Source organism: Streptomyces sp. NPDC006529 (assembly GCF_040611795.1).
Taxonomy (GTDB): Bacteria; Actinomycetota; Actinomycetes; order Streptomycetales; family Streptomycetaceae; genus Streptomyces.
The window spans coordinates 50,862-69,600 of the sequence record NZ_JBEXPB010000002.1; the positions used below are offsets into that span (position 1 = coordinate 50,862).

General features: G+C 73.5%; 14 protein-coding genes. 8 read left to right on the top strand and 6 right to left on the bottom strand.

Features of this window, described 5'->3' with window-relative positions; genetic code table 11:
* Window positions 1-78: 78 nt before the first annotated feature.
* From ABZY31_RS02180 to ABZY31_RS02190, 3 genes are all read right to left on the bottom strand, one after another.
* Complete coding sequence (locus ABZY31_RS02180; RefSeq protein WP_356403825.1) at window positions 79-768, bottom strand: ester cyclase; 690 nt, start codon at window positions 766-768, stop codon at window positions 79-81.
* A gap of 74 nt (window positions 769-842) precedes the next feature.
* A complete protein-coding gene (locus ABZY31_RS02185; protein WP_356403828.1) occupies window positions 843-1,616 on the bottom strand; it encodes an SDR family oxidoreductase in 774 nt (257 codons plus the stop codon).
* Between the two features lie 25 nt (window positions 1,617-1,641).
* The gene (locus tag ABZY31_RS02190; protein ID WP_356403831.1) at window positions 1,642-2,331 is read right to left on the bottom strand and encodes an MOSC domain-containing protein; all 690 of its coding nucleotides are present in this window, start codon (window positions 2,329-2,331) and stop codon (window positions 1,642-1,644) included.
* Between the two features lie 79 nt (window positions 2,332-2,410).
* Here ABZY31_RS02190 and ABZY31_RS02195 point away from each other — a divergent pair, with 79 nt between their 5' ends.
* Complete coding sequence (locus ABZY31_RS02195; protein WP_356403834.1) at window positions 2,411-3,316, top strand: LysR family transcriptional regulator; 906 nt, start codon at window positions 2,411-2,413, stop codon at window positions 3,314-3,316.
* Between the two features lie 135 nt (window positions 3,317-3,451).
* Here the strand turns inward: ABZY31_RS02195 and ABZY31_RS02200 are convergent, their stop codons facing one another.
* Complete coding sequence (locus ABZY31_RS02200) at window positions 3,452-3,793, bottom strand: WhiB family transcriptional regulator (protein WP_356403837.1); 342 nt, start codon at window positions 3,791-3,793, stop codon at window positions 3,452-3,454.
* Between the two features lie 379 nt (window positions 3,794-4,172).
* Here ABZY31_RS02200 and ABZY31_RS02205 point away from each other — a divergent pair, with 379 nt between their 5' ends.
* The 4 genes from ABZY31_RS02205 (at window position 4,173) to ABZY31_RS02220 (ending at window position 8,805) form a co-directional block, all read left to right on the top strand.
* Window positions 4,173-4,784, top strand: coding sequence for a response regulator transcription factor (locus ABZY31_RS02205; RefSeq protein WP_003948568.1), 612 nt, complete (start codon window positions 4,173-4,175; stop codon window positions 4,782-4,784).
* A 415-nt stretch (window positions 4,785-5,199) separates the two neighbouring features.
* On the top strand, window positions 5,200-5,829 hold the full coding sequence (locus tag ABZY31_RS02210; protein WP_330332074.1) for a sigma-70 family RNA polymerase sigma factor: 630 nt from the start codon (window positions 5,200-5,202) through the stop codon (window positions 5,827-5,829).
* Window positions 5,830-5,972: 143 nt separating this feature from the next.
* Window positions 5,973-7,478, top strand: a complete 1,506-nt coding sequence (gene guaB / locus ABZY31_RS02215) for an IMP dehydrogenase (protein ID WP_356403840.1) — start codon at window positions 5,973-5,975, stop codon at window positions 7,476-7,478.
* Window positions 7,479-7,680: 202 nt separating this feature from the next.
* Window positions 7,681-8,805 carry a GuaB3 family IMP dehydrogenase-related protein gene (locus tag ABZY31_RS02220; protein ID WP_356403843.1) on the top strand — a complete coding sequence of 375 codons (1,125 nt, stop codon included), beginning with the start codon at window positions 7,681-7,683 and terminating at the stop codon, window positions 8,803-8,805.
* A gap of 91 nt (window positions 8,806-8,896) precedes the next feature.
* Here ABZY31_RS02220 and ABZY31_RS02225 read toward each other — a convergent pair whose 3' ends face one another.
* Together ABZY31_RS02225 and ABZY31_RS02230 are read right to left on the bottom strand one after the other, a co-directional pair.
* The gene (locus tag ABZY31_RS02225; RefSeq protein ID WP_356403846.1) at window positions 8,897-9,373 is read right to left on the bottom strand and encodes a hypothetical protein; all 477 of its coding nucleotides are present in this window, start codon (window positions 9,371-9,373) and stop codon (window positions 8,897-8,899) included.
* 130 nt (window positions 9,374-9,503) lie between these two features.
* Window positions 9,504-10,733, bottom strand: a complete 1,230-nt coding sequence (locus tag ABZY31_RS02230) for a nucleotide sugar dehydrogenase (RefSeq protein WP_356403849.1) — start codon at window positions 10,731-10,733, stop codon at window positions 9,504-9,506.
* 231 nt (window positions 10,734-10,964) lie between these two features.
* Between ABZY31_RS02230 and ABZY31_RS02235 the strand changes: the two genes are divergently transcribed.
* The 3 genes from ABZY31_RS02235 to ABZY31_RS02245 all read left to right on the top strand — a co-directional run.
* Window positions 10,965-12,671, top strand: coding sequence for a glycerol-3-phosphate dehydrogenase/oxidase (locus ABZY31_RS02235; RefSeq protein ID WP_356403852.1), 1,707 nt, complete (start codon window positions 10,965-10,967; stop codon window positions 12,669-12,671).
* Window positions 12,672-13,126: 455 nt separating this feature from the next.
* Window positions 13,127-16,420 carry a protein kinase gene (locus ABZY31_RS02240; protein WP_356403854.1) on the top strand — a complete coding sequence of 1,098 codons (3,294 nt, stop codon included), beginning with the start codon at window positions 13,127-13,129 and terminating at the stop codon, window positions 16,418-16,420.
* 181 nt (window positions 16,421-16,601) lie between these two features.
* On the top strand, window positions 16,602-18,739 hold a 2,138-nt coding region (locus tag ABZY31_RS02245), incomplete at its 3' end, for a protein kinase (RefSeq protein WP_356403856.1).

The following is an 18,739-nucleotide window of genomic DNA, read 5'->3' on the forward strand; positions in this document are numbered from 1 at the left end:
GCCGGCAGTAGCGAGAGAGGGCCCCCGTTCCACTGGAACGGGGGCCCTCTTCGTCTGCCGCGGTCCGTTTGCCGCGGCTCACCTGCCCATGCTGCGCATCAGGCCCGGTGCGTCGCAGTACCACCAGTCTTCCGCGATCTGCCCGTTCTCGATCCGGACGGTCGTGCAGCCCGACATGGCGACGGCCCTGCCGGTCGGCGCGAGCCCCATGAACTCGCCCTTGTGCGTGCCCTTCCAGTCCCACAGCGTGGTGACGCAGTCCCCTTCGGCGACCTGGCGCGTGATGTCGAAAGTGAAGTCGAAGGCGTCGCGCCACATGCCGATCGTGCGCCGCATGCCGTCGCGGCCGTTGCCCCGGCCCTCGGTGTCCATCATGTCGTGGGTGACGTACCCCGCCGACACGCACTCGTCGATGGCCTCGAACCGGCCCTGCTCCGCGATCTCCTTGAACACCCGGTTCGCGATGAGGGTGTTGAGGTGCTGTTCGCGGACCACGTCGAGGTTGGTGAAGGTGGGCATGCCGTCGCAGAGGCTCACCATCTCCTGGAACATCCGCTCCGTCTCCGGGAGCTGAGAGTTCCTCATGGCGTCCTCGTACGACGGGAATTCGACCAGGTCCACGTAGTGCGTCCCCGCCTCGCGGTCCTTGCCGATCAGGGTGTGCGTGACCGTGCGCCTGCCCGCGGTCTCTTCGGCGTAGCGGTCGATGAGGGCGTTCATCTCGTCGAACCGTCGCGTCTCGTAATCGATAATCTGTACGAATGTCATCGCGTCGCCTCCCGGCGGGATAGGGACACGTCCAGTTTAGGGAGGATGGGGCCGTTTGGGTGGTTACCGGGTGGTTACTGTGGTCCGTACTTGCGGCCCGTCCGCGAGGACACCCCGCCCAGCAGCCCGCGCGGAGCCAGCTTCACCATGCTCATCAGCGCCTTGTAGCGCGGGTCCGGGATCGAGACCGTCCGCCCGCGCGCCAGGTCGGCCAGCGCCGCCGCGACCAGCTTGTCCGCGTCCAGCCACATCCAGCCGGGAATGTTGTCGGTGCCCATGCCCGCCCGCTCGTGGAACTCCGTACGGACGAACCCGGGGCACAGGGCCATCAGCCGGACCCCGCACTCCGCGAGGTCCTTCGCCGCGCCCTGGGTGAACTGCACGACCCAGGCCTTGCTCGCCCCGTACGTCCCGCGCGGCAGGAACGCCGCCACCGAGGCCACGTTGACCACGCCGCCGCGCCCGCGCGTGCGCATCGACCCGGTCGCGGCCGAGGTCAGCCGCAGCACCGCCTCGATGTGCACCTTGATCATCGCCAGCTCGTCGGCCATCGGGACGTCCAGGTAACGGCCCTTGTTGCCGAAGCCCGCGTTGTTGACCAGCAGGTCCACCGGGTGCTTGAGGTCGGCCAGGCGCCGCTCGACCGCCGAGATCCCCTCCTCTGTGGACAGGTCGGCGGTCAGCACCTCGGCCTCGATGCCGTGCCGGTCGTGCAGCTCGGTGGCCTGCTCGCCCAGCCGCTTGGTGTCCCGTGCCACCAGCACCAGGTTGTGCCCCTGGGCGGCGAGCTTGCGGGCGAAGGCGGCGCCGATGCCCGCCGTGGATCCTGTGATCAACGCAGTCGTCATACGCGCAACCTAACCGCAGGACGCGTCAGCCCCGGGCCCCGGCGCCCTCGTCGCCGAGCTTGTCCAGGTACGAGCGGACCTTCTCGTGCCCCGACGGGTCCATCGCGTCGCCCGCCGCCCGGGTGCGCGGCAGCAGCGCGCGTTCGGTGGTGAACGCGCGGAACCAGAAGCCGACCGACACCTCGTGGCCGGGCCGGTGGAGCACCTCGATCGGGTCGCCGGGGGAGACCTGCCCCTCCTGGATCACCCGCAGGTACGCGCCCGGGCGGACCTCCCGGGTGAACCGCCTGACCCAGCCCGGCTCGCCCAGGAACCCCTGGAAGGTCCGGCACGGGATCCGGGCGGACGCCACTTCGAGGACCAGCTCCGCGCCGACCCGCCACCGCTCGCCGAGGCGCGCGCCGGTGACGTCCAGCCCCGACGTCGTGAAGTTCTCGCCGAAGACGCCCGCGGGCAGCGGCCGGCCCAGCTCGGCCTCCCACCAGTCCAGGTCCTCGCGGGCGTAGGCGTAGACCGCCTTGTGGTCGCCGCCGTGGTGGCGCAGGTCGCAGACGGCGTCGCCCTCCACCCCGCTCGCTCCCCGCCCCTTGGGGCCCGGGGCGACGATGCGCAGGGGCCCGGGCACCGGCCGCTTGTCGCAGCCGGTCACGCCGCCGTCGGCGTCGGTGTACTCCACGGACAGCGGGCGGGCCACGTTGAGGGACATCAGCTGCATGGGTGCACGCTAACCGAGCACCCTCAAAGGCGTCCATGCACCCGGGCGCCGTCTCCAAAGCAAGGCTTATGCTCGCAGGGTGATCGAGGCACGTCATCTCCGAGTCCTGCGCGCCGTGGCCGGTACGGGTTCCTTCTCCGCCGCCGCCCGTGAACTGGGCTGCACGCAGCCCGCCGTCTCCCAGCAGATGAAGGCGCTGGAACAGTCCGCGGGCACTCCGCTGCTCGTCCGCACCGGCCGCGAGATGCGGCTGACCCAGGCGGGTGAGGCGCTGGTCCGCCACGCCGCGGGCATCCTCGCCGGGCTCACCGCCGCCGAGGAAGAGGTCGCGGCCATCGCCGGGCTGCGCGCCGGCCGGGTCCGGCTGGTCTCCTTCCCCAGCGGCAGCTCCACGCTGGTGCCGACCGCGCTCGCCGCGATGCGCGCCGCGCACCCCGGCACCCGCATCTCCCTGGTCGAGGCGGAACCGCCGCGCTCGGTGGAGATGCTCCGCGAGGGGGACTGCGACGTGGCGCTGGCCTTCCGGTACGCGGGCACCGCGCCGGACGGACCGGTCGCCGAGTGGGACGACCTGGTGGTGCGCCCGCTGCTCACCGACCGGCTGGTCGGGCTGGTGCCCGAGGGGCACCGGCTGGCGGGGGCGGGGCGCGTGGGCATCGCGGAACTGGCCGAGGAGCCCTGGATCGCGGGCTGCCCGCGCTGCCGCCGCCATCTGGTCGAGGTGTGCGAGGCCGCGGGATTCACCCCGCGGATCGACTTCGCCACCGACGACTACCCGGCCGTGGTGGGCCTGGTCGGCGCGGGGCTGGGCGTGGCGGTGCTGCCCGAGCTGGCGGTGGAGTCCGTACGGGCCAAGGGCGTGGCCGCGCTGGCGGTGGAACCGGCCGTGGAACGGGAGGTCGTGGCGCTGACCCTGGCGGACCTGGCCCGGGTCCCTGCCGTGGCGGCGACCCTGGACCAGCTGGAGCGGGCCGCCGCCCGCTGACGGCCGTACGGCGGTACGGCCGGGCGGGTGACGCCCCGGTGGCGCCCGGCGGGCCGGCCCCGTGAGGCGGCCTGCCGGAGGAACCGACGGTTTCGGAGAAACGTTCCTTCGGGTGTTCGTCCTGTCCTGGCGGAGTCAGTGCCTGACGGTCGGCCCCGTCGCGGCGCTCCCCGTCACGCTGGTGGCGGGGATGAGGCGGTGCCGGGCCCGGCCCATCAGTTCTTCGCGTTCGTCCTCGGTCAGGCCGCCCCAGACCCCGTAGGGCTCGCGGACGGCGAGTGCGTGCGCTGCGCATTCCGCACGCACCGGGCATCGCATGCAGACCTCTTTAGCCGAGGTCTCGCGCGCGCTCCTGGCCGCGCCCCGCTCGCCTTCCGGGTGGAAGAAGAGGGAGCTGTCGACCCCGCGGCAGGCGGCGAGGAGCTGCCAGTCCCAGAGGTCGGCGTTCGGTCCGGGGAGGCGGGAGAAATCTGCCATGGGTAGTCCTCTTGGTGCCGGTACTGAGGCGGATATGGTCCATGTCTCCACATCTACTGTCGTAGTAGATGTAAATATGACTCATTGGGAATCTAGCCTCAGACACATGGCAAACGGAAGGAAAGCCGCCAAATAGGGCATAGCTCCAGATGGAGGACACGCCGGTGCCGACATCCCCGCTGTGTTCGGTTCCTCACGTAGAGTGCCGAAGGTGTCCGTCCGACCCGTAACTCTTTCGAGTGACCGTCGTTGAGAGTGCGAAGGCGGTTGAACCAAGAAGTTCTCGGACAGGTGTCCGGGAGCATCGACCGCAACGGTGACGATACGTACCAGCCTGGAGGCTCAAGGTGACGCGCATCAGCAGCTGCGGAGGGCGGTCATGACATCCGTCCTCGTCTGCGACGACTCCCCGCTTGCCCGAGAGGCGCTCCGTCGCGCGGTTGCCACCGTGCCCGGCGTCGAGCGTGTGACGACGGCGGCCAACGGCGAGGAAGTCCTCCGCCGCTGGGGTGCCGACCGCTCCGATCTGATTCTGATGGATGTACGGATGCCGGGGCTGGGCGGTGTCGAGACCGTCCGGCGGCTGCTCTCGGCCGACCCGGGCGCCCGCATCATCATGCTGACGGTCGCCGAGGACCTGGACGGGGTGGCCCTCGCGGTCGCCGCCGGTGCCCGGGGCTACCTGCACAAGGACGCCTCGCGCGCCGAACTGCGGGCCACGGTCACCCAGGCCCTCGCCGACCCGACCTGGCGGCTCGCCCCCCGGCGGCTGCGCTCGGCCGAGATGGGCGCCGCGCCCACCCTCACCGCGCGCGAGATCCAGGTCCTGGAGGGCATGAGCCACGGCCGGTCCAACGCGGAGATCGGGCGCGAGCTCTTCCTCTCCGAGGACACGGTCAAGACCCACGCCCGCAGGCTGTTCAAGAAGCTCGGCGCCTCGGACCGGGCGCACGCCGTGGCGCTCGGCTTCCGCTGGGGCCTGGTCCGCTAGGACCCGTCCCGCCGCGGCGCGCCGCACGCGGACCCGGTCCGCCGGGGCCGTCCGTGCGTCACCGCGCCCCCGTCGCGCGGCCCGGTCCTCGCGGGCCGGGCGCGGTGCGGTCCGCCCGTCCTCGCGGACGGGGCGCCGCTCCGGCCGGGGACCGCGCGGACGGTTCGAGCCGGACCCGGTGCGCACCCGGGATTCGCGGGGCACAATCCGGGGGACGTGTCGCTTCGGGCGCGATGCCGCATCCTTGAGGGTGTGGCCGCACTTTCGGAGCTGTGGCCTCGGGGACCGGGACCATTCGGCCGAGCGGGAGGGGAGGGTGCGGGCGATGACTTCAGGTGCACCCGCTCATAACGCTTCGATGCACAACGCGGGGCGTGGCGGCGCGAATGCTCCGGCGCCAAGGCACCATGGATTGATGCGCGACGACGAGGCCGAGGGGTCCACCGCGGCCACAGGCCCGACCGGCACCGCCAACGGCGGCAGCGCCGGGGCCGTCGGCGCGCTCGTACGCCGTGCCGTCGAGGGCGACGGACAGGCCACGCACGACCTGCTCGCCTTCGTGCACCCCCTCGCGATCCGCTACTGCCGGACCCGGCTCTCCCGGCTCCCCGGTGATGCCCGTCACTTCGTCGAGGACCTCGCGCAGGAAGTCTGCGTCGCCGTCCTGATGGCCCTGCCCCGCTACCGCGACACCGGCCGTCCCTTCGAGGCGTTCGTCTTCGCCATCGCCGCGCACAAGGTCGCCGACCTGCAACGGGCCGCCATGCGGCACCCGGGCAGCACGGCCGTGCCGTCCGACGAGATGCCGGAGCGCCCGGACGACTCGCTCGGCCCCGAGGAGCGGGCGCTGCTCAGCAGCGACGCCGCCTGGGCCAAGAAGCTGCTGGCCAATCTTCCGGAGAACCAGCGCGAACTCCTGGTGCTGCGGGTGGCCGTCGGACTGACGGCGGAGGAGACCGGCCAGATGCTCGGGATGTCCCCGGGCGCGGTCCGTGTTGCCCAGCACCGCGCGCTCAGCAGGCTGCGCGCCCTCGCCGAGCAGTAGGCCCGCCCCCCGCTTTCCCCCGCTCGCCGCACAGTCCGTAGGAACGCACGAATCTCCTGGTCGATCTCGGTGGTGGAATGAGACGCCCCGGGATCCCGTTAGCATGGACATCCGCGCTGAGCAAGACCATCTGGGAAGGTGTCATGACTGTCAACGCCGACGGAGTGCCCGACAAATTCGCCACGCTGGGGCTCACCTACGACGATGTGCTGCTCCTGCCGGGCGTGTCGGACATGGCGCCTGACCAGATCGACACCTCTTCCCTGATCTCGCGCAACGTCCGGGTCAACGTGCCGCTGCTGTCCGCCGCGATGGACAAGGTCACCGAGGCCCGCATGGCCATCGCCATGGCCCGCCAGGGCGGCGTCGGCGTGCTGCACCGCAACCTCTCCATCGCCGACCAGGCCAACCAGGTCGACCTGGTCAAGCGCTCTGAGTCCGGCATGGTCACCGACCCGATCACGGTGCACCCGGACGCGACGCTGCGCGAGGCCGACGAGCTGTGCGCGAAGTTCCGCATCAGCGGTGTCCCGGTCACGGACGCGGCGGGCAAGCTCCTGGGCATCGTCACCAACCGCGACATGGCCTTCGAGTCGGACCGCGCCCGCCAGGTGCGCGAGGTCATGACCCCGATGCCGCTGGTGACGGGCAAGGTCGGCATCTCCGGCGTCGACGCCATGGAGCTGCTGCGCCGCCACAAGATCGAGAAGCTTCCGCTGGTCGACGACGCGGGCATCCTCAAGGGCCTCATCACGGTCAAGGACTTCGTCAAGGCCGAGAAGTACCCGAACGCCGCCAAGGACAAGGACGGCCGCCTGCTGGTCGGCGCGGCCGTCGGCGTCGCGGGCGACGCGTACGAGCGCGCCCAGGCCCTGATCGAGGCGGGCGCCGACTTCATCGTCGTCGACACCGCCCACGGCCACTCCCGGCTGGTCGGCGACATGGTCTCCAAGATCAAGTCGAACTCGACGGTCGACGTCATCGGCGGCAACATCGCCACCCGTGACGGCGCCCAGGCGCTCATCGACGCCGGCTGCGACGGCATCAAGGTCGGCGTCGGGCCCGGCTCCATCTGCACCACCCGCGTGGTCGCCGGCATCGGCGTCCCGCAGGTCACCGCGATCTACGAGGCCGCGCTGGCCGCCAAGGCCGCGGGCGTCCCGGTCATCGGCGACGGCGGCCTGCAGTACTCCGGCGACATCGCGAAGGCCCTGGTCGCGGGCGCCGACACGGTGATGCTCGGCTCGCTGCTCGCGGGCTGCGAGGAGTCCCCGGGCGAACTGCTCTTCATCAACGGCAAGCAGTTCAAGTCGTACCGCGGCATGGGCTCGCTCGGCGCGATGCAGTCCCGCGGCGACCGCAAGTCCTTCTCCAAGGACCGCTACTTCCAGGAGGGCGTCGGCGGCGACGACAAGCTGATCCCCGAGGGCATCGAGGGCCAGGTGCCCTACCGCGGCCCGCTCTCCGCCGTCGTGCACCAGCTGGTCGGCGGTCTGCGCCAGTCGATGTTCTACGTCGGCGGCCGGACCGTGCCGGAGCTCCAGGACCGGGGCCGCTTCGTGCGGATCACCTCCGCCGGTCTCAAGGAGAGCCACCCGCACGACATCCAGATGACGGTGGAGGCGCCGAACTACTCCCGCAAGGGTTAGTCGCCAGCGCAGGGGGCGGGCCCGAATCGGGTCCGCCCCCTGCGGCGCTTCCGGGGGCTCCGCCCCCGGACCCCCGCGCCTCAAACGCCGGCGGGGCTGGAGTGCGCGGGCCCGGTCGGCGTCCGTACAGCGGTCACCGCGACGCGGTCGCCCGCGGGTCGGGGATACTGGACGGGCAGACCCAGAGGAAAGGCCACCACACGTGACTGAGATCGAGATCGGGCGCGGCAAGCGCGGCCGCAGGGCGTACGCGTTCGATGACATCGCCATCGTCCCCAGCCGCCGTACCCGGGACCCGAAGGAGGTCTCGATCGCCTGGCAGATCGACGCCTACCGCTTCGAGCTCCCGTTCCTGGCCGCCCCCATGGACTCGGTGGTCTCCCCACAGACCGCCATCCGCATCGGCGAGCTCGGCGGTCTGGGTGTGCTGAACCTCGAGGGTCTGTGGACCCGGTACGAGGACCCGCAGCCCCTGCTCGACGAGATCACCGAGCTGGACGAGGACTCGGCCACCCGCCGCCTCCAGGAGATCTACCAGGCTCCGATCCAGGCCGACCTGATCAAGCAGCGCATCAAGGAGGTGCGCGACTCCGGTGTGGTCACCGCCGCCGCGCTCTCCCCGCAGCGCACCGCCGAGTTCTCCAAGGCGGTCGTGGACGCGGGCGTCGACATCTTCGTGATCCGCGGCACCACGGTCTCCGCCGAGCACGTCTCGGGCGCCGCCGAACCGCTGAACCTGAAGCAGTTCATCTACGAGCTGGACGTCCCGGTGATCGTCGGCGGCTGCGCCACCTACACCGCGGCCCTGCACCTGATGCGCACCGGCGCGGCCGGCGTGCTGGTGGGCTTCGGCGGCGGCGCCGCGCACACCACGCGCAACGTGCTGGGCATCCAGGTCCCGATGGCGACCGCCGTCGCGGACGTGGCCGCGGCCCGCCGCGACTACATGGACGAGTCCGGCGGCCGCTACGTGCACGTCATCGCCGACGGCGGCGTGGGCTGGTCCGGCGACATCCCGAAGGCCGTCGCCTGCGGCGCCGACGCGGTCATGATGGGCTCCCCGCTCGCCCGTGCCACGGACGCGCCCGGCAAGGGCTACCACTGGGGCATGGAGGCCGTCCACGAGGACGTGCCGCGCGGCAAGAAGGTCGACCTCGGCACGGTCGGCACCACCGAGGAGATCCTCACCGGCCCGTCGCACTCCCCGGACGGTTCGATGAACATCTTCGGCGCCCTGCGCCGCTCGATGGCCACCACCGGCTACAGCGAGCTCAAGGAGTTCCAGCGCGTCGAGGTCACGGTCGCGGACGCGCAGCACAGCCGCTGATCCGCTGAGCCGCCGTACGGACGTACGCGCGGAGGGCCGGTACCCCCAAGCGGGGGTACCGGCCCTCCGGCGTTGCGCGGGTCGCCCGGGATCAGGCGGCGACCTTGCGCGCCGTCTGGAAGGCGGCGAGCGCGCCGATCACGAAGAAGACGAGCGAGATCACGTCCGCGTCGGCCTTCCAGGCCTCGTGGACCACGTCGAGGTGCTCGGTGAGCAGCTCGGTGACGCTGAGCGGCAGTTGCTTCGAGCCGATCACGGCCTCGCCGACGAGACCGCCGGCGTAGACGGAGCCGAGCGACAGGACGGCGGCCACGACCGGCAGGACCGGGTTGCGGCCGCCGAGCTTGCCCGCCGCAAAACCGATGACGAGGCCGACGCCGACCGCGGCGTAGCCGATCTCGTGCTCGGTGGCGCCGATGATCGCGCCGTAGGCCGCCGCCGCGATCACGGCCGCGATCACGGCGGCGACGATGCCGAGGGCCACGTTGCCCTTCGGGGCGGCCGGGGCCGGGTAGCCGGGGGCCGGGGTGACGGAATCGGGTGCGGGCGGCTGGAACTGCTGGCTCATGAAGGGTCCCCCCCAGGGGTTTCGGACGCACGGGTGCCCCAGGGGTGACCGCGGGGACGTAAGTGCGAAATAAGAACGCCGCAGGCTAACAGGTGCCTGTGACGGCCGAAGGGGGGATTTCGGCGGGCGGTCAGAGCCGGTGCGCGGCGCCCACCGGGCTGGCGCCCCGGGTGTCCAGGAGCAACTGGGCCTTCACGGCGAGTCCTTGCAGGTCGTAGGTGCGGTGGTGCTGGAGCAGGATGGTCAGGTCGGCGTTGGCCGCGGCCTCGTACAACGATTCGGCACGCGGCACGGGCTGGTCCCGCACCCGCCACCCGGCGATGTACGGATCGTGGTAGCTGATCAGGGCCCCGAGGTCGAGCAGCCTGCTCGCGATCTCGTGCGCCGGGGAGCCCTCCTGGTCGGCCAGGTCCGGCTTGTAGGTGACCCCCAGCAGCAGGACCCGCGCCCCGCGCGCGGACTTGCCGTGCTCGTTGAGGAGGGTCGCGCTGCGCTGGATGACGTACTGGGGCATCCGGTCGTTGATCTCCTGGGCGAGGCCGACCATGCGCAGGGGGTGGCCGGGGGTGCGGGGGGTGTGCGGGAGGTAGTTCGGGTCCAGGGGGACGCCGTGACCGCCGACGCCGGGGCCGGGCCGGAAGGCCTGGTACCCGTACGGCTTCGTCTCCGCGCAGCGGATCACGTCCCACAGGTCCACGCCGAGGTCGTGGCAGAGCACCGCCATCTCGTTCATGAGGGCGATGTTGACGTGCCGGTAATTGGTCTCCAGCAGCTGGACGGTCTCCGCCTCGCGCAGGCCGCGCGCGCGGACCACCTTCTCGGTCAGGCGCGCGTAGAAGGCCGCGGCGGACTCGGTGCACGCCGGGGTCAGGCCGCCGATCACCTTGGGGGTGTTGGCGATGCCGTGCGTCCGGTTGCCGGGGTCGTGGCGGCTGGGGGAGTAGGCGAGGTGGAAATCGCGGCCCGCGCGCAGGCCCGAGCCCGCTTCCAGGACGGGGCGCAGGTACTCCTCGGTGACACCCGGATGGGCGGCGGATTCGAGGATGACGGTGGTGTGCGGGCGCAGCCGGGCGGCCAGCGCACGGCCCGCCTCGCCGACCGCGGACAGATCGAGGGCGCGGTCAGCGCCGAGCCGGGTGGGGGCGCAGATCACGGCGGTGCGGACCCGGCCGAGCTCGGCGGGGTTCGTGGTGACGCGGAAACCGGCCGCCGACATGCGGCGGATCTCGGCTGCGGTGAGAGTGGAATCGGTGGCGGGTCCGCTGTCGTATCCGACGGTCTCGATACCGGCGGACACGGCGGCCTGGGCGAGCGGGAGGCCGAGGTGGCCGAGTCCGATGACGGCGAGGTCAGCGGGCATGGGGGGTGCCGTCCTTCCTCCCCTGACATGAGGGGGCTGAACGCGCAAGTCCTGTGGACAGCTGGAGCTGGCGCTATGTCAGACTAGGCGTATATATGACCGATCTGCGGCATTGTGGAGTGGTGGTCGCCGCTGTGTTGTCCACAGGCGGTGGCCGATGTCCGCGGGCGCGGTAAGAATCGTGTTCGAGGGGGATATGAGCGGGATCACCCGCAGCAACGGGAGGCAGCCGTGAGGACAGCGACACTGGGACCCGCGCAGCGCGCCGAGGCGCTCGCCCGAATGGCCGAACGCGAACTCGACGTCCTCGTGGTGGGCGCGGGCGTGGTGGGGGCCGGGACCGCGCTCGACGCCGTGACCAGGGGACTCTCCACCGGCCTGGTGGAGGCCCGCGACTGGGCCTCGGGCACCTCCAGCCGCTCCAGCAAGCTGATCCACGGCGGACTCAGGTACCTGGAGATGCTCGACTTCGCGCTCGTCCGCGAGGCGCTCAAGGAGCGCGGCCTGCTGCTGGAACGGCTCGCGCCGCACTTGGTCAAGCCGGTCCCCTTCCTCTACCCGCTCCAGCACAAGGGCTGGGAGCGGCTCTACGCGGGCTCCGGCGTCGCGCTGTACGACGCGATGTCGGTGTCCAGCGGGCACGGCCGCGGCCTGCCCGTCCACCGGCACCTCTCGCGCAAGCGCGCCCTGCGGATCGCGCCCGCGCTGCGCAAGGACGCCCTGGTCGGAGCCCTCCAGTACTACGACGCCCAGATGGACGACGCGCGCTACGTCGCCACCCTGGTGCGCACCGCCGCGGCCTACGGGGCGCACTGCGCCAACCGGGCCCGGGTCATCGGCTTCCTGCGCGAGGGCGAACGGGTGGTCGGGGCCCGCGTCCAGGACGTCGAGGGCGGCGGCGAGTACGAGATCCGCGCGAAGCAGATCGTAAACGCGACCGGGGTGTGGACGGACGACACCCAGGCACTGATCGGCGAGCGCGGCCTCTTCCACGTCCGCGCCTCCAAGGGCATCCACCTGGTGGTGCCGAAGGACCGGATCCATTCGGCGACCGGGCTGATCCTGCGCACCGAGAAGTCCGTCCTCTTCGTGATCCCCTGGGGACGGCACTGGATCGTGGGCACGACGGACACCGACTGGGACCTGGACAAGGCGCATCCGGCGGCGTCCAGCGCCGACATCGACTACGTGCTGGAACACGTGAACGCGGTGCTGGCGGTGCCGCTGACCCGGGACGACGTGCAGGGCGTGTACGCGGGACTGCGGCCGCTGCTGGCCGGGGAGTCGGACGCGACGAGCAAGCTCTCGCGCGAGCACACGGTGGCGCACCCGGTGCCGGGGCTGGTCGTGGTGGCGGGCGGCAAGTACACGACGTACCGGGTGATGGCCAAGGACGCGGTCGACGAGGCGGTGCACGGGCTGGACCAGCGGGTCGCGGAGTGCGTCACCGAGGACGTGCCGCTGGTCGGGGCGGAGGGGTACCGGGCGCTGTGGAACGGGCGGGCCCGGATCGCCGCCCGGACGGGTCTTCACGTGGTGCGCGTGGAACACCTGTTGAACCGGTACGGCTCGCTGACGGAGGAACTGCTCGACCTGATCGAGGCCGATCCGAGCCTGGGGGAGCCGCTGGCGGCCGCGGACGACTACCTGCGGGCCGAGATCGTGTACGCCGCCTCGCACGAGGGAGCGCGACACCTGGACGACGTGCTCACCCGGCGGACCCGGATCTCGATCGAGACCTTCGACCGCGGGACGCGCTCGGCGCGCGAGTGCGCCGAGCTGATGGCGCCGGTGCTGGGCTGGGACGCGGGGCAGACCGACAAGGAAGTGGAACACTACGAGAAGCGGGTGCAAGCGGAACGCGAGTCGCAGCGCCAGCCGGACGACCAGACGGCGGACGCGGCGCGGCTGGGGGCGCCGGACATCGTTCCGCTCTGATCCCGCCGGGTCCCGCGCGGGATTCCGGTCCGGGCTCCTGTCCGGGTTCTGTTCGGTCCGGTCCCGGTTCCGGTCCCGATTCCACTCGCGCCCCGCCGTACGCGCGCACGGCGTACGGTGGCCGGAGGAACCGCGGACCCGGGACACCCGTCCGTTGCGGAGTGAGGAACAATGAGGTTTCGGCCGGGGCGGGTTACGTCGGGCCCAGCGGGATGACGGGCCGGCCGGAGAAGGCGGCACGATCGCAGAGGGGACGCATGTCGAAGCCGGAGCACAAGCGCAAGCCGGAGTCCCCTGAGGGAACGGCCCCCGATACAGCGACCCCCCTGGAACCGGAGCCGAGCCGTGCCCCGGGGGCCGCTGACGCGGGGTCGGACGAGGCTGCCGGGTCGGTGCCGGTCGGGGACGGGGCTGTTGACGCTGCGTCGGACGGGGCGTCGGACGGGGCGGAGCCGGTGTCCGGTGGGGAGCAGCGGGACGCGATATCCGGCGGCGAACCGGTGCGCGCGCCGGGGTCGGCCCCCGGGCGGCAGGGCGCGAAGGCCGGCCGGACCGGCGCGGGCCGTGCGAAGGCCGGTGTGGCCGAAGGCGGTGCGGTGCGGACGGGCGGGAACGGGTCCGTGGCGCTGGTGAAGGACGCCGGGTCCGCCGAAGTACCCGCGCAGCGGGCGGCGGATGCGGTCGCGGCGGAGCCGGTGGCACCGCAGGCCGCGGGGGCCGGGGCGCCCCTGGCGGAGCCTCAGGACGCAGGACCGGCAGCCGGGGACGTGCCGGAGCCCGTACGCGCGGCGCGCGAGAGCGCCCGCTCGGATGCGCCGAAGCCGGCTTCCGGCGGACCGGCGCGGAAGCAGGCGGCGCCCAGGCGCGCGCCACGTGGCGCCGCGGCGCCGAAGGCGACCCCGTCGGAGGACGCGGCGCCGAAGGTCCAGGCGTCGAAGGACGCGGCGCCCGCGCAGGGCGCGCCCACGGATGCGGTGCCTGCCGGTGCGGCGCCCACCGATGCGGCGCCCGCCGGGGCGGTCGCGAAGGATGCGGCGAACAAGGTGCGGGTCGCGAAGGACGTGCCGCCCGCCGACGACGCGCCTGCGGACGCGGTGCCTGCCGGTGCGGCGCCCGCGGACGCGGTGGCGGAGGGTGCGGCGGACAAGGTGCGGGTCGCGAAGGACGTGCCGCTCGCCGACGACGCGCCTGCGGATGCGGTGCCTGCTGGTGCGGCGCCCGCGGACGCGGTGGCGGAGGGTGCGGCGGACAAGGGGCAGACGGCGAAGGGCGTGACCCCCGGGGACGCGGCGACCAAGGTCTTCGCGTCGAAGGACGTGCCGCCCACGGACGACGCCCCCGCGGACGATGCGCCCGCGGACGACGCGCCCGCGGATGCGGTGGTCACCGACGCGGTGGCGAAGGATGCGGCGGCCGGGGTGCGGGCTGCGAAGGACACGGCGGCCGGGGACGATGCGCCCGCCGACGCAGCGGCCGAGGTCCGGCCTTCGCAGGGTTCGGCGCCCACCGGCTCGGCGCCCACCGGCTCGGCGCCCACCGGTGCGGCGGCCAAGGACGCGGTGACCAAGGTGCAGGCCGCGCACGGCGCGGCGCCCCGGGCCGCGGCGGCCAAGGGCGCTACCGGCGGCGCGGACGACGGCGTCGGCGAGGTGCTGGACGTGCCCGGGATCGTGCGCCGGCCGGGGCGCGGGGAAGCAGGGTCTGCGCGGAGCGGACGCCCGTCGGGCGCGGCCCCGGCGCAGTCGCCGCGGCCGGCCGCCCCCGCCATCCCGGCGCAGCCGGGCGGCGGCACGGCGGACGAGGGCCGGCTGCTTGCACGGCGCTACCGGCTCGGCCGCGTCCTCGGCAAGGGCGGCATGGGCACCGTGTGGCGCGCCCAGGACATCACCCTCGGCCGTACCGTCGCCGTCAAGGAGCTCCGCTTCGGCCACGGCGTGGACGAGGACGAGAAGCGCCGCCTGATCACCCGTACTCTGCGCGAGGCCAAGGCCATCGCCCGGATCCGCAGCAGCGGCGCCGTGACGGTGTACGACGTCGTCGACGAGGACGACCGCCCCTGGATCGTGATGGAGCTCATCGAGGGACTCTCCCTCGCCGAGTTCATCCGCGAGCGCGGCCCGCTCACCCCCCGGCGCGCCGCCGAGGTCGGCCTGGCCGTGCTCGACGTACTGAAGGCCGCGCACGCCGAGGGCATCCTGCACCGCGACGTGAAGCCGTCCAACGTGCTCATCGCCGAGAACGGCCGCGTCGTCCTCACCGACTTCGGCATCGCCCAGGTCGAGGGCGACCCCTCCGTCACCTCGACCGGCATGCTCGTCGGCGCCCCCTCCTACATCTCGCCCGAGCGCGCCCGCGGCTACAAGCCGGGCCCGCCCGCCGACATGTGGTCGCTCGGTGGGCTGATCTACGCGTCCGTGGAGGGCACGCCCCCCTACGACAAGGGTTCCGCCCTCGCCACGCTCACGGCCGTGATGACCGAGTCGGTCGATCCGCCGAAGAACGCGGGTCCGCTCACCGAGGTCATCTACGGCCTGCTGGCCAAGGACCCCGCCCACCGGCTCGACGACGCGGGCGCCCGCGCGATGCTGAACGCGGTGCTCGACGCCCCCGAGGAACCGCCCGCGCCGCTCATCCCGGCCGTGGAGGAGACCCGCCAGATATCTCTCGTGGAAGCCCAGCAGGCGGCTACGGACCGGACGGCCGAGAAGGCGGCCGAACGGGCCGCCGAGAAGGCGGAGAAGGCCGAGCAGCGGGAACGCGAGCGCGAGCAGCGCGAACGGGCCCGCGCCGCGCTGAAGTCGGCCCGCAAGGCGGCGGCTTCGGCCGCGGCCGAACAGAAGGCCGCGGCGGCGTCGACGGCGGCCGCCGCGTCGGCCGCCGAGGCCCCGGCGCCGCCCGCCCGCAGGCCGCGCACGGCTCCCGTCGCGGCCCCGCTCACCGACGTCATGTCGCGCCGTACGATCGCGCTGGCGATCGCCGGCCTGGTCGTCGTGCTGGCGGTCATCGGCTCCCTCCTCGTCTACGCCTTCAGCGGTGACGACGACCCCGGTGACAAGGGCGGCAAGGGAAAGGCGGGCGCCGCTGCCTCGGCGAGCCCGAAGGCCACCCCGAGCGCGAGCGGTGACGGCAAGAGCACCACCGGTGCCACGGGCGGTACGTCGCCCAGCCCCGAGGGCAGCCCCGGCCAGCAGACCCAGGGTCAGACGCAGGGACAGACCCAGGGGCAGGGCCAGGCCCAGACCCCCGGCCAGAACACCGGCCAGGTGCCGGGCCAGGGCACGGGGAACGGCGTACCGGCGGGCTTCGCCACGGTCACGAACGACGCCTTCCACTTCTCCATGGCGATGCCGCAGGGGTTCCACCAGACCGGTACCGCGGGCACCTCGTCCGGTGGGATATACAGCCGTGACGGCGGCTTCCCGCGCATCCAGGTCGACTACACCGGCAAGCCGGGCGACGACGCCCGGCTCGCCTGGGCCCAGCTCCAGCCCTCGGTCGCGGGCAGCAGCAAGGACTACAAGCCGCTCGGCCTGCGCGTCGTGGACTACCGGGGCTATCCGACCGTCGCCGACTGGGAGTTCGAGCGCACGCAGAACGGGACGAGGGTCCGCGTCCTGAACCGCGGCTTCAAGCTGGACGCCACGCACGGCTACGCGATCATGATCAGTTGCGCGGCGGACCAGTGGGACGGCGCCGAGTGCACCCAGCTGCGGAACACGGCCTTCGACACCTTCCAGCCCGTCGGCTGAGCCGGTGACGGCGGCCCGTTCGCCGCACCGGTCGCCGCCCCGGTCGCCGCACTGACGTCACGGGCCTCGGCAGGCCCGGGACGCGGGCGCCCCGGGCGACGTATCGTGTTCGCGGGACCACGGGAACGCACTCGCGCCGACCCGGGCACCCGCTCACCAACGCGCGCTCGGGGGAGGCGGCATGGAGGAGTACGCGGGCCGGATCCTGGCCGAGCGGTACCGCCTGCCGCTGCCCCCGTCCGGCGCGCCGGACGAATGCGAAGTCGTCGAGACGCGGGCCTTCGACACGCGCAGCGGGCAGGAAGTACTCGTCCGTCAGGTGCCGTTACCCGAGATCGTCGACGCGGAGATCGTCGACGCGGGAACGTACGACGGGCACCGCGCGCCCGCGGCCGGGCGGCGGCCGGTGTCCGAACTCCCCGCGGTGCGGCGGGCGATCGCCGCGGCGCAGGCGGCGGCCCGGGTGCCGGACCATCCGCGCCTTGACCAGGTCTTCGACGTGTTCGCCGAGGGCAACTCGCTGTGGATCGTGAGCGAGCTGCTGCCGGCGCGGTCGCTGGCGTCGCTGATCGCGGAGGAGCCGCTGAGCCCGTACCGGGCGGCGGAGGTGGCCGCGGACGTGCTGACGGCGCTGCGGGTGCTGCACGCGCACGGCTGGACCCACCGGAACATCACCACCCGCACGGTGCTCGTCTGCGAGGACGGGCGTGTCGTGCTGACCGGCCTGGCGGCCGGGGCGGCGGAGGAAGCCCTGTGCGGATACGACCCCGTCCCGCCGGCCGACCCGGCCGAGCAGGCGGAGGATCCGGCCGGTGGCGAGGGCGCGCGCCAGGACGCGGCGTGGGCGCGCGGCCGGGCGGCGGCCCTTCCGGCGCCGCGCCCGCCGGACGCGGAGCGGTCGGTCGCCGAGCGGCCGTACGGCGCCTCGGAGTTCGGCGGCCCGGACCTCGGCAACCCCGGCTTCGGCGGCGGTGACGGCGTCGGCGCTCCGGAGGGCGGGTACGGCTACGGCCCCGGCTACGGCTACGCCGACGGCCAGGGTTACGGGGACCAGGAGCGGGACCCCTTCGCCGCGCCCGATCTGCCGGGCGAGGGCGAGCTGGGCGGTTACGCCGGTTCCACGGACTACCACGACGTCATCGGGGGCGGCGCCGGAACCACCCCCGACGAGGACGGTTACGACGACCCCGGCCCGAGCAGCCCCGGCCTCGGCCGCTTCGCGTCGGAGGACCCGGGGGACGAGCGGACGGCCGCAGGCGCGTCCGGTTCTGCTCCCGGCCCGGGCCGCTCCGGGGGCGAGGGCCCGGGTGCGGGACCGTCGGCGTTCGGCCTGGGCCGCTTCGCGTCGGAGGACCCGGGGGACGAGCCGGAACGGGAGGGCGAGCCGGGGGCCGGCGAGGGCGGGGCGCCGTCGTACGCGCCGCTGGTGGCGCCCGGGTACGACACCGAGCCCTTGTCGGGACCCCGGCCCGAGCGGCACGTCGGGCCGACCTACGCCGACCACATCACCCCGGAGGCGCCGGGCGGGCGTCCCGACCCCAAGGCCGCCGCCCGGGCCGGGGCCATCGCGGCCTACCGGGCCGGGGCGCAGGCCGCCGCGCGCGCGAATGAGGAGCGGCGGGGCGGGGGTGCCCCGGCGGAGGGAAACCGCCCCCAGGGTTCCAACGTCCCCCAGGGGTACTCGTACCCCTACGGCGGCCCCGGAGCCACCTGGCACGGCGCCACCCCCCGCCGCACCCCCACCCCGGCCCTCCCCCCGGCGGCGAACCCCGGAGCCGCCCTCCCCCCGGCCCCGGACCCCGAGACGGCGGCCCCGGGCCTGACCCCAGGGGCTGCGCTCTCCCCGGTTCCGGACCCGCAGGCGACCCCGGGCCAGAACCCGGGGGCTGCGTTCGCCCCGGCCACGGAACCGAACCCGGGCCAGGGCCCCGAGGCGGCTCCGGGCACGGCTCCGGTCCCGGACCAGAGCCGTGAGACACCGCCGCCGGACCCGGACCCGAGCCCCGCGGTGCTCCCGGCGCAGAACTGGACCCCGGACCCGGGCGCGAACCGGGGCTGGGGCCCGCCCCCGGACCCCGAGGCGACCCCGGGCCCGGACGGGACGTGGACCACGGGCCCGGGCCCCGAGGCGACCCCGCTCCCGGAGGGGACGTGGACCGCTGGCCAGGGTTCCGAAGCGACCCCGCTCCCGGACCCGACGTGGACCACCGGCCCGGGTCCTGAGGCGACCCCGCTCCCGGACCCGACGTGGACCACCGGCCCGGGTCCTGAGGCGACCCCGCCCCCGGACCGGGCGTGGACCACTGGCCCGGGTCCTGA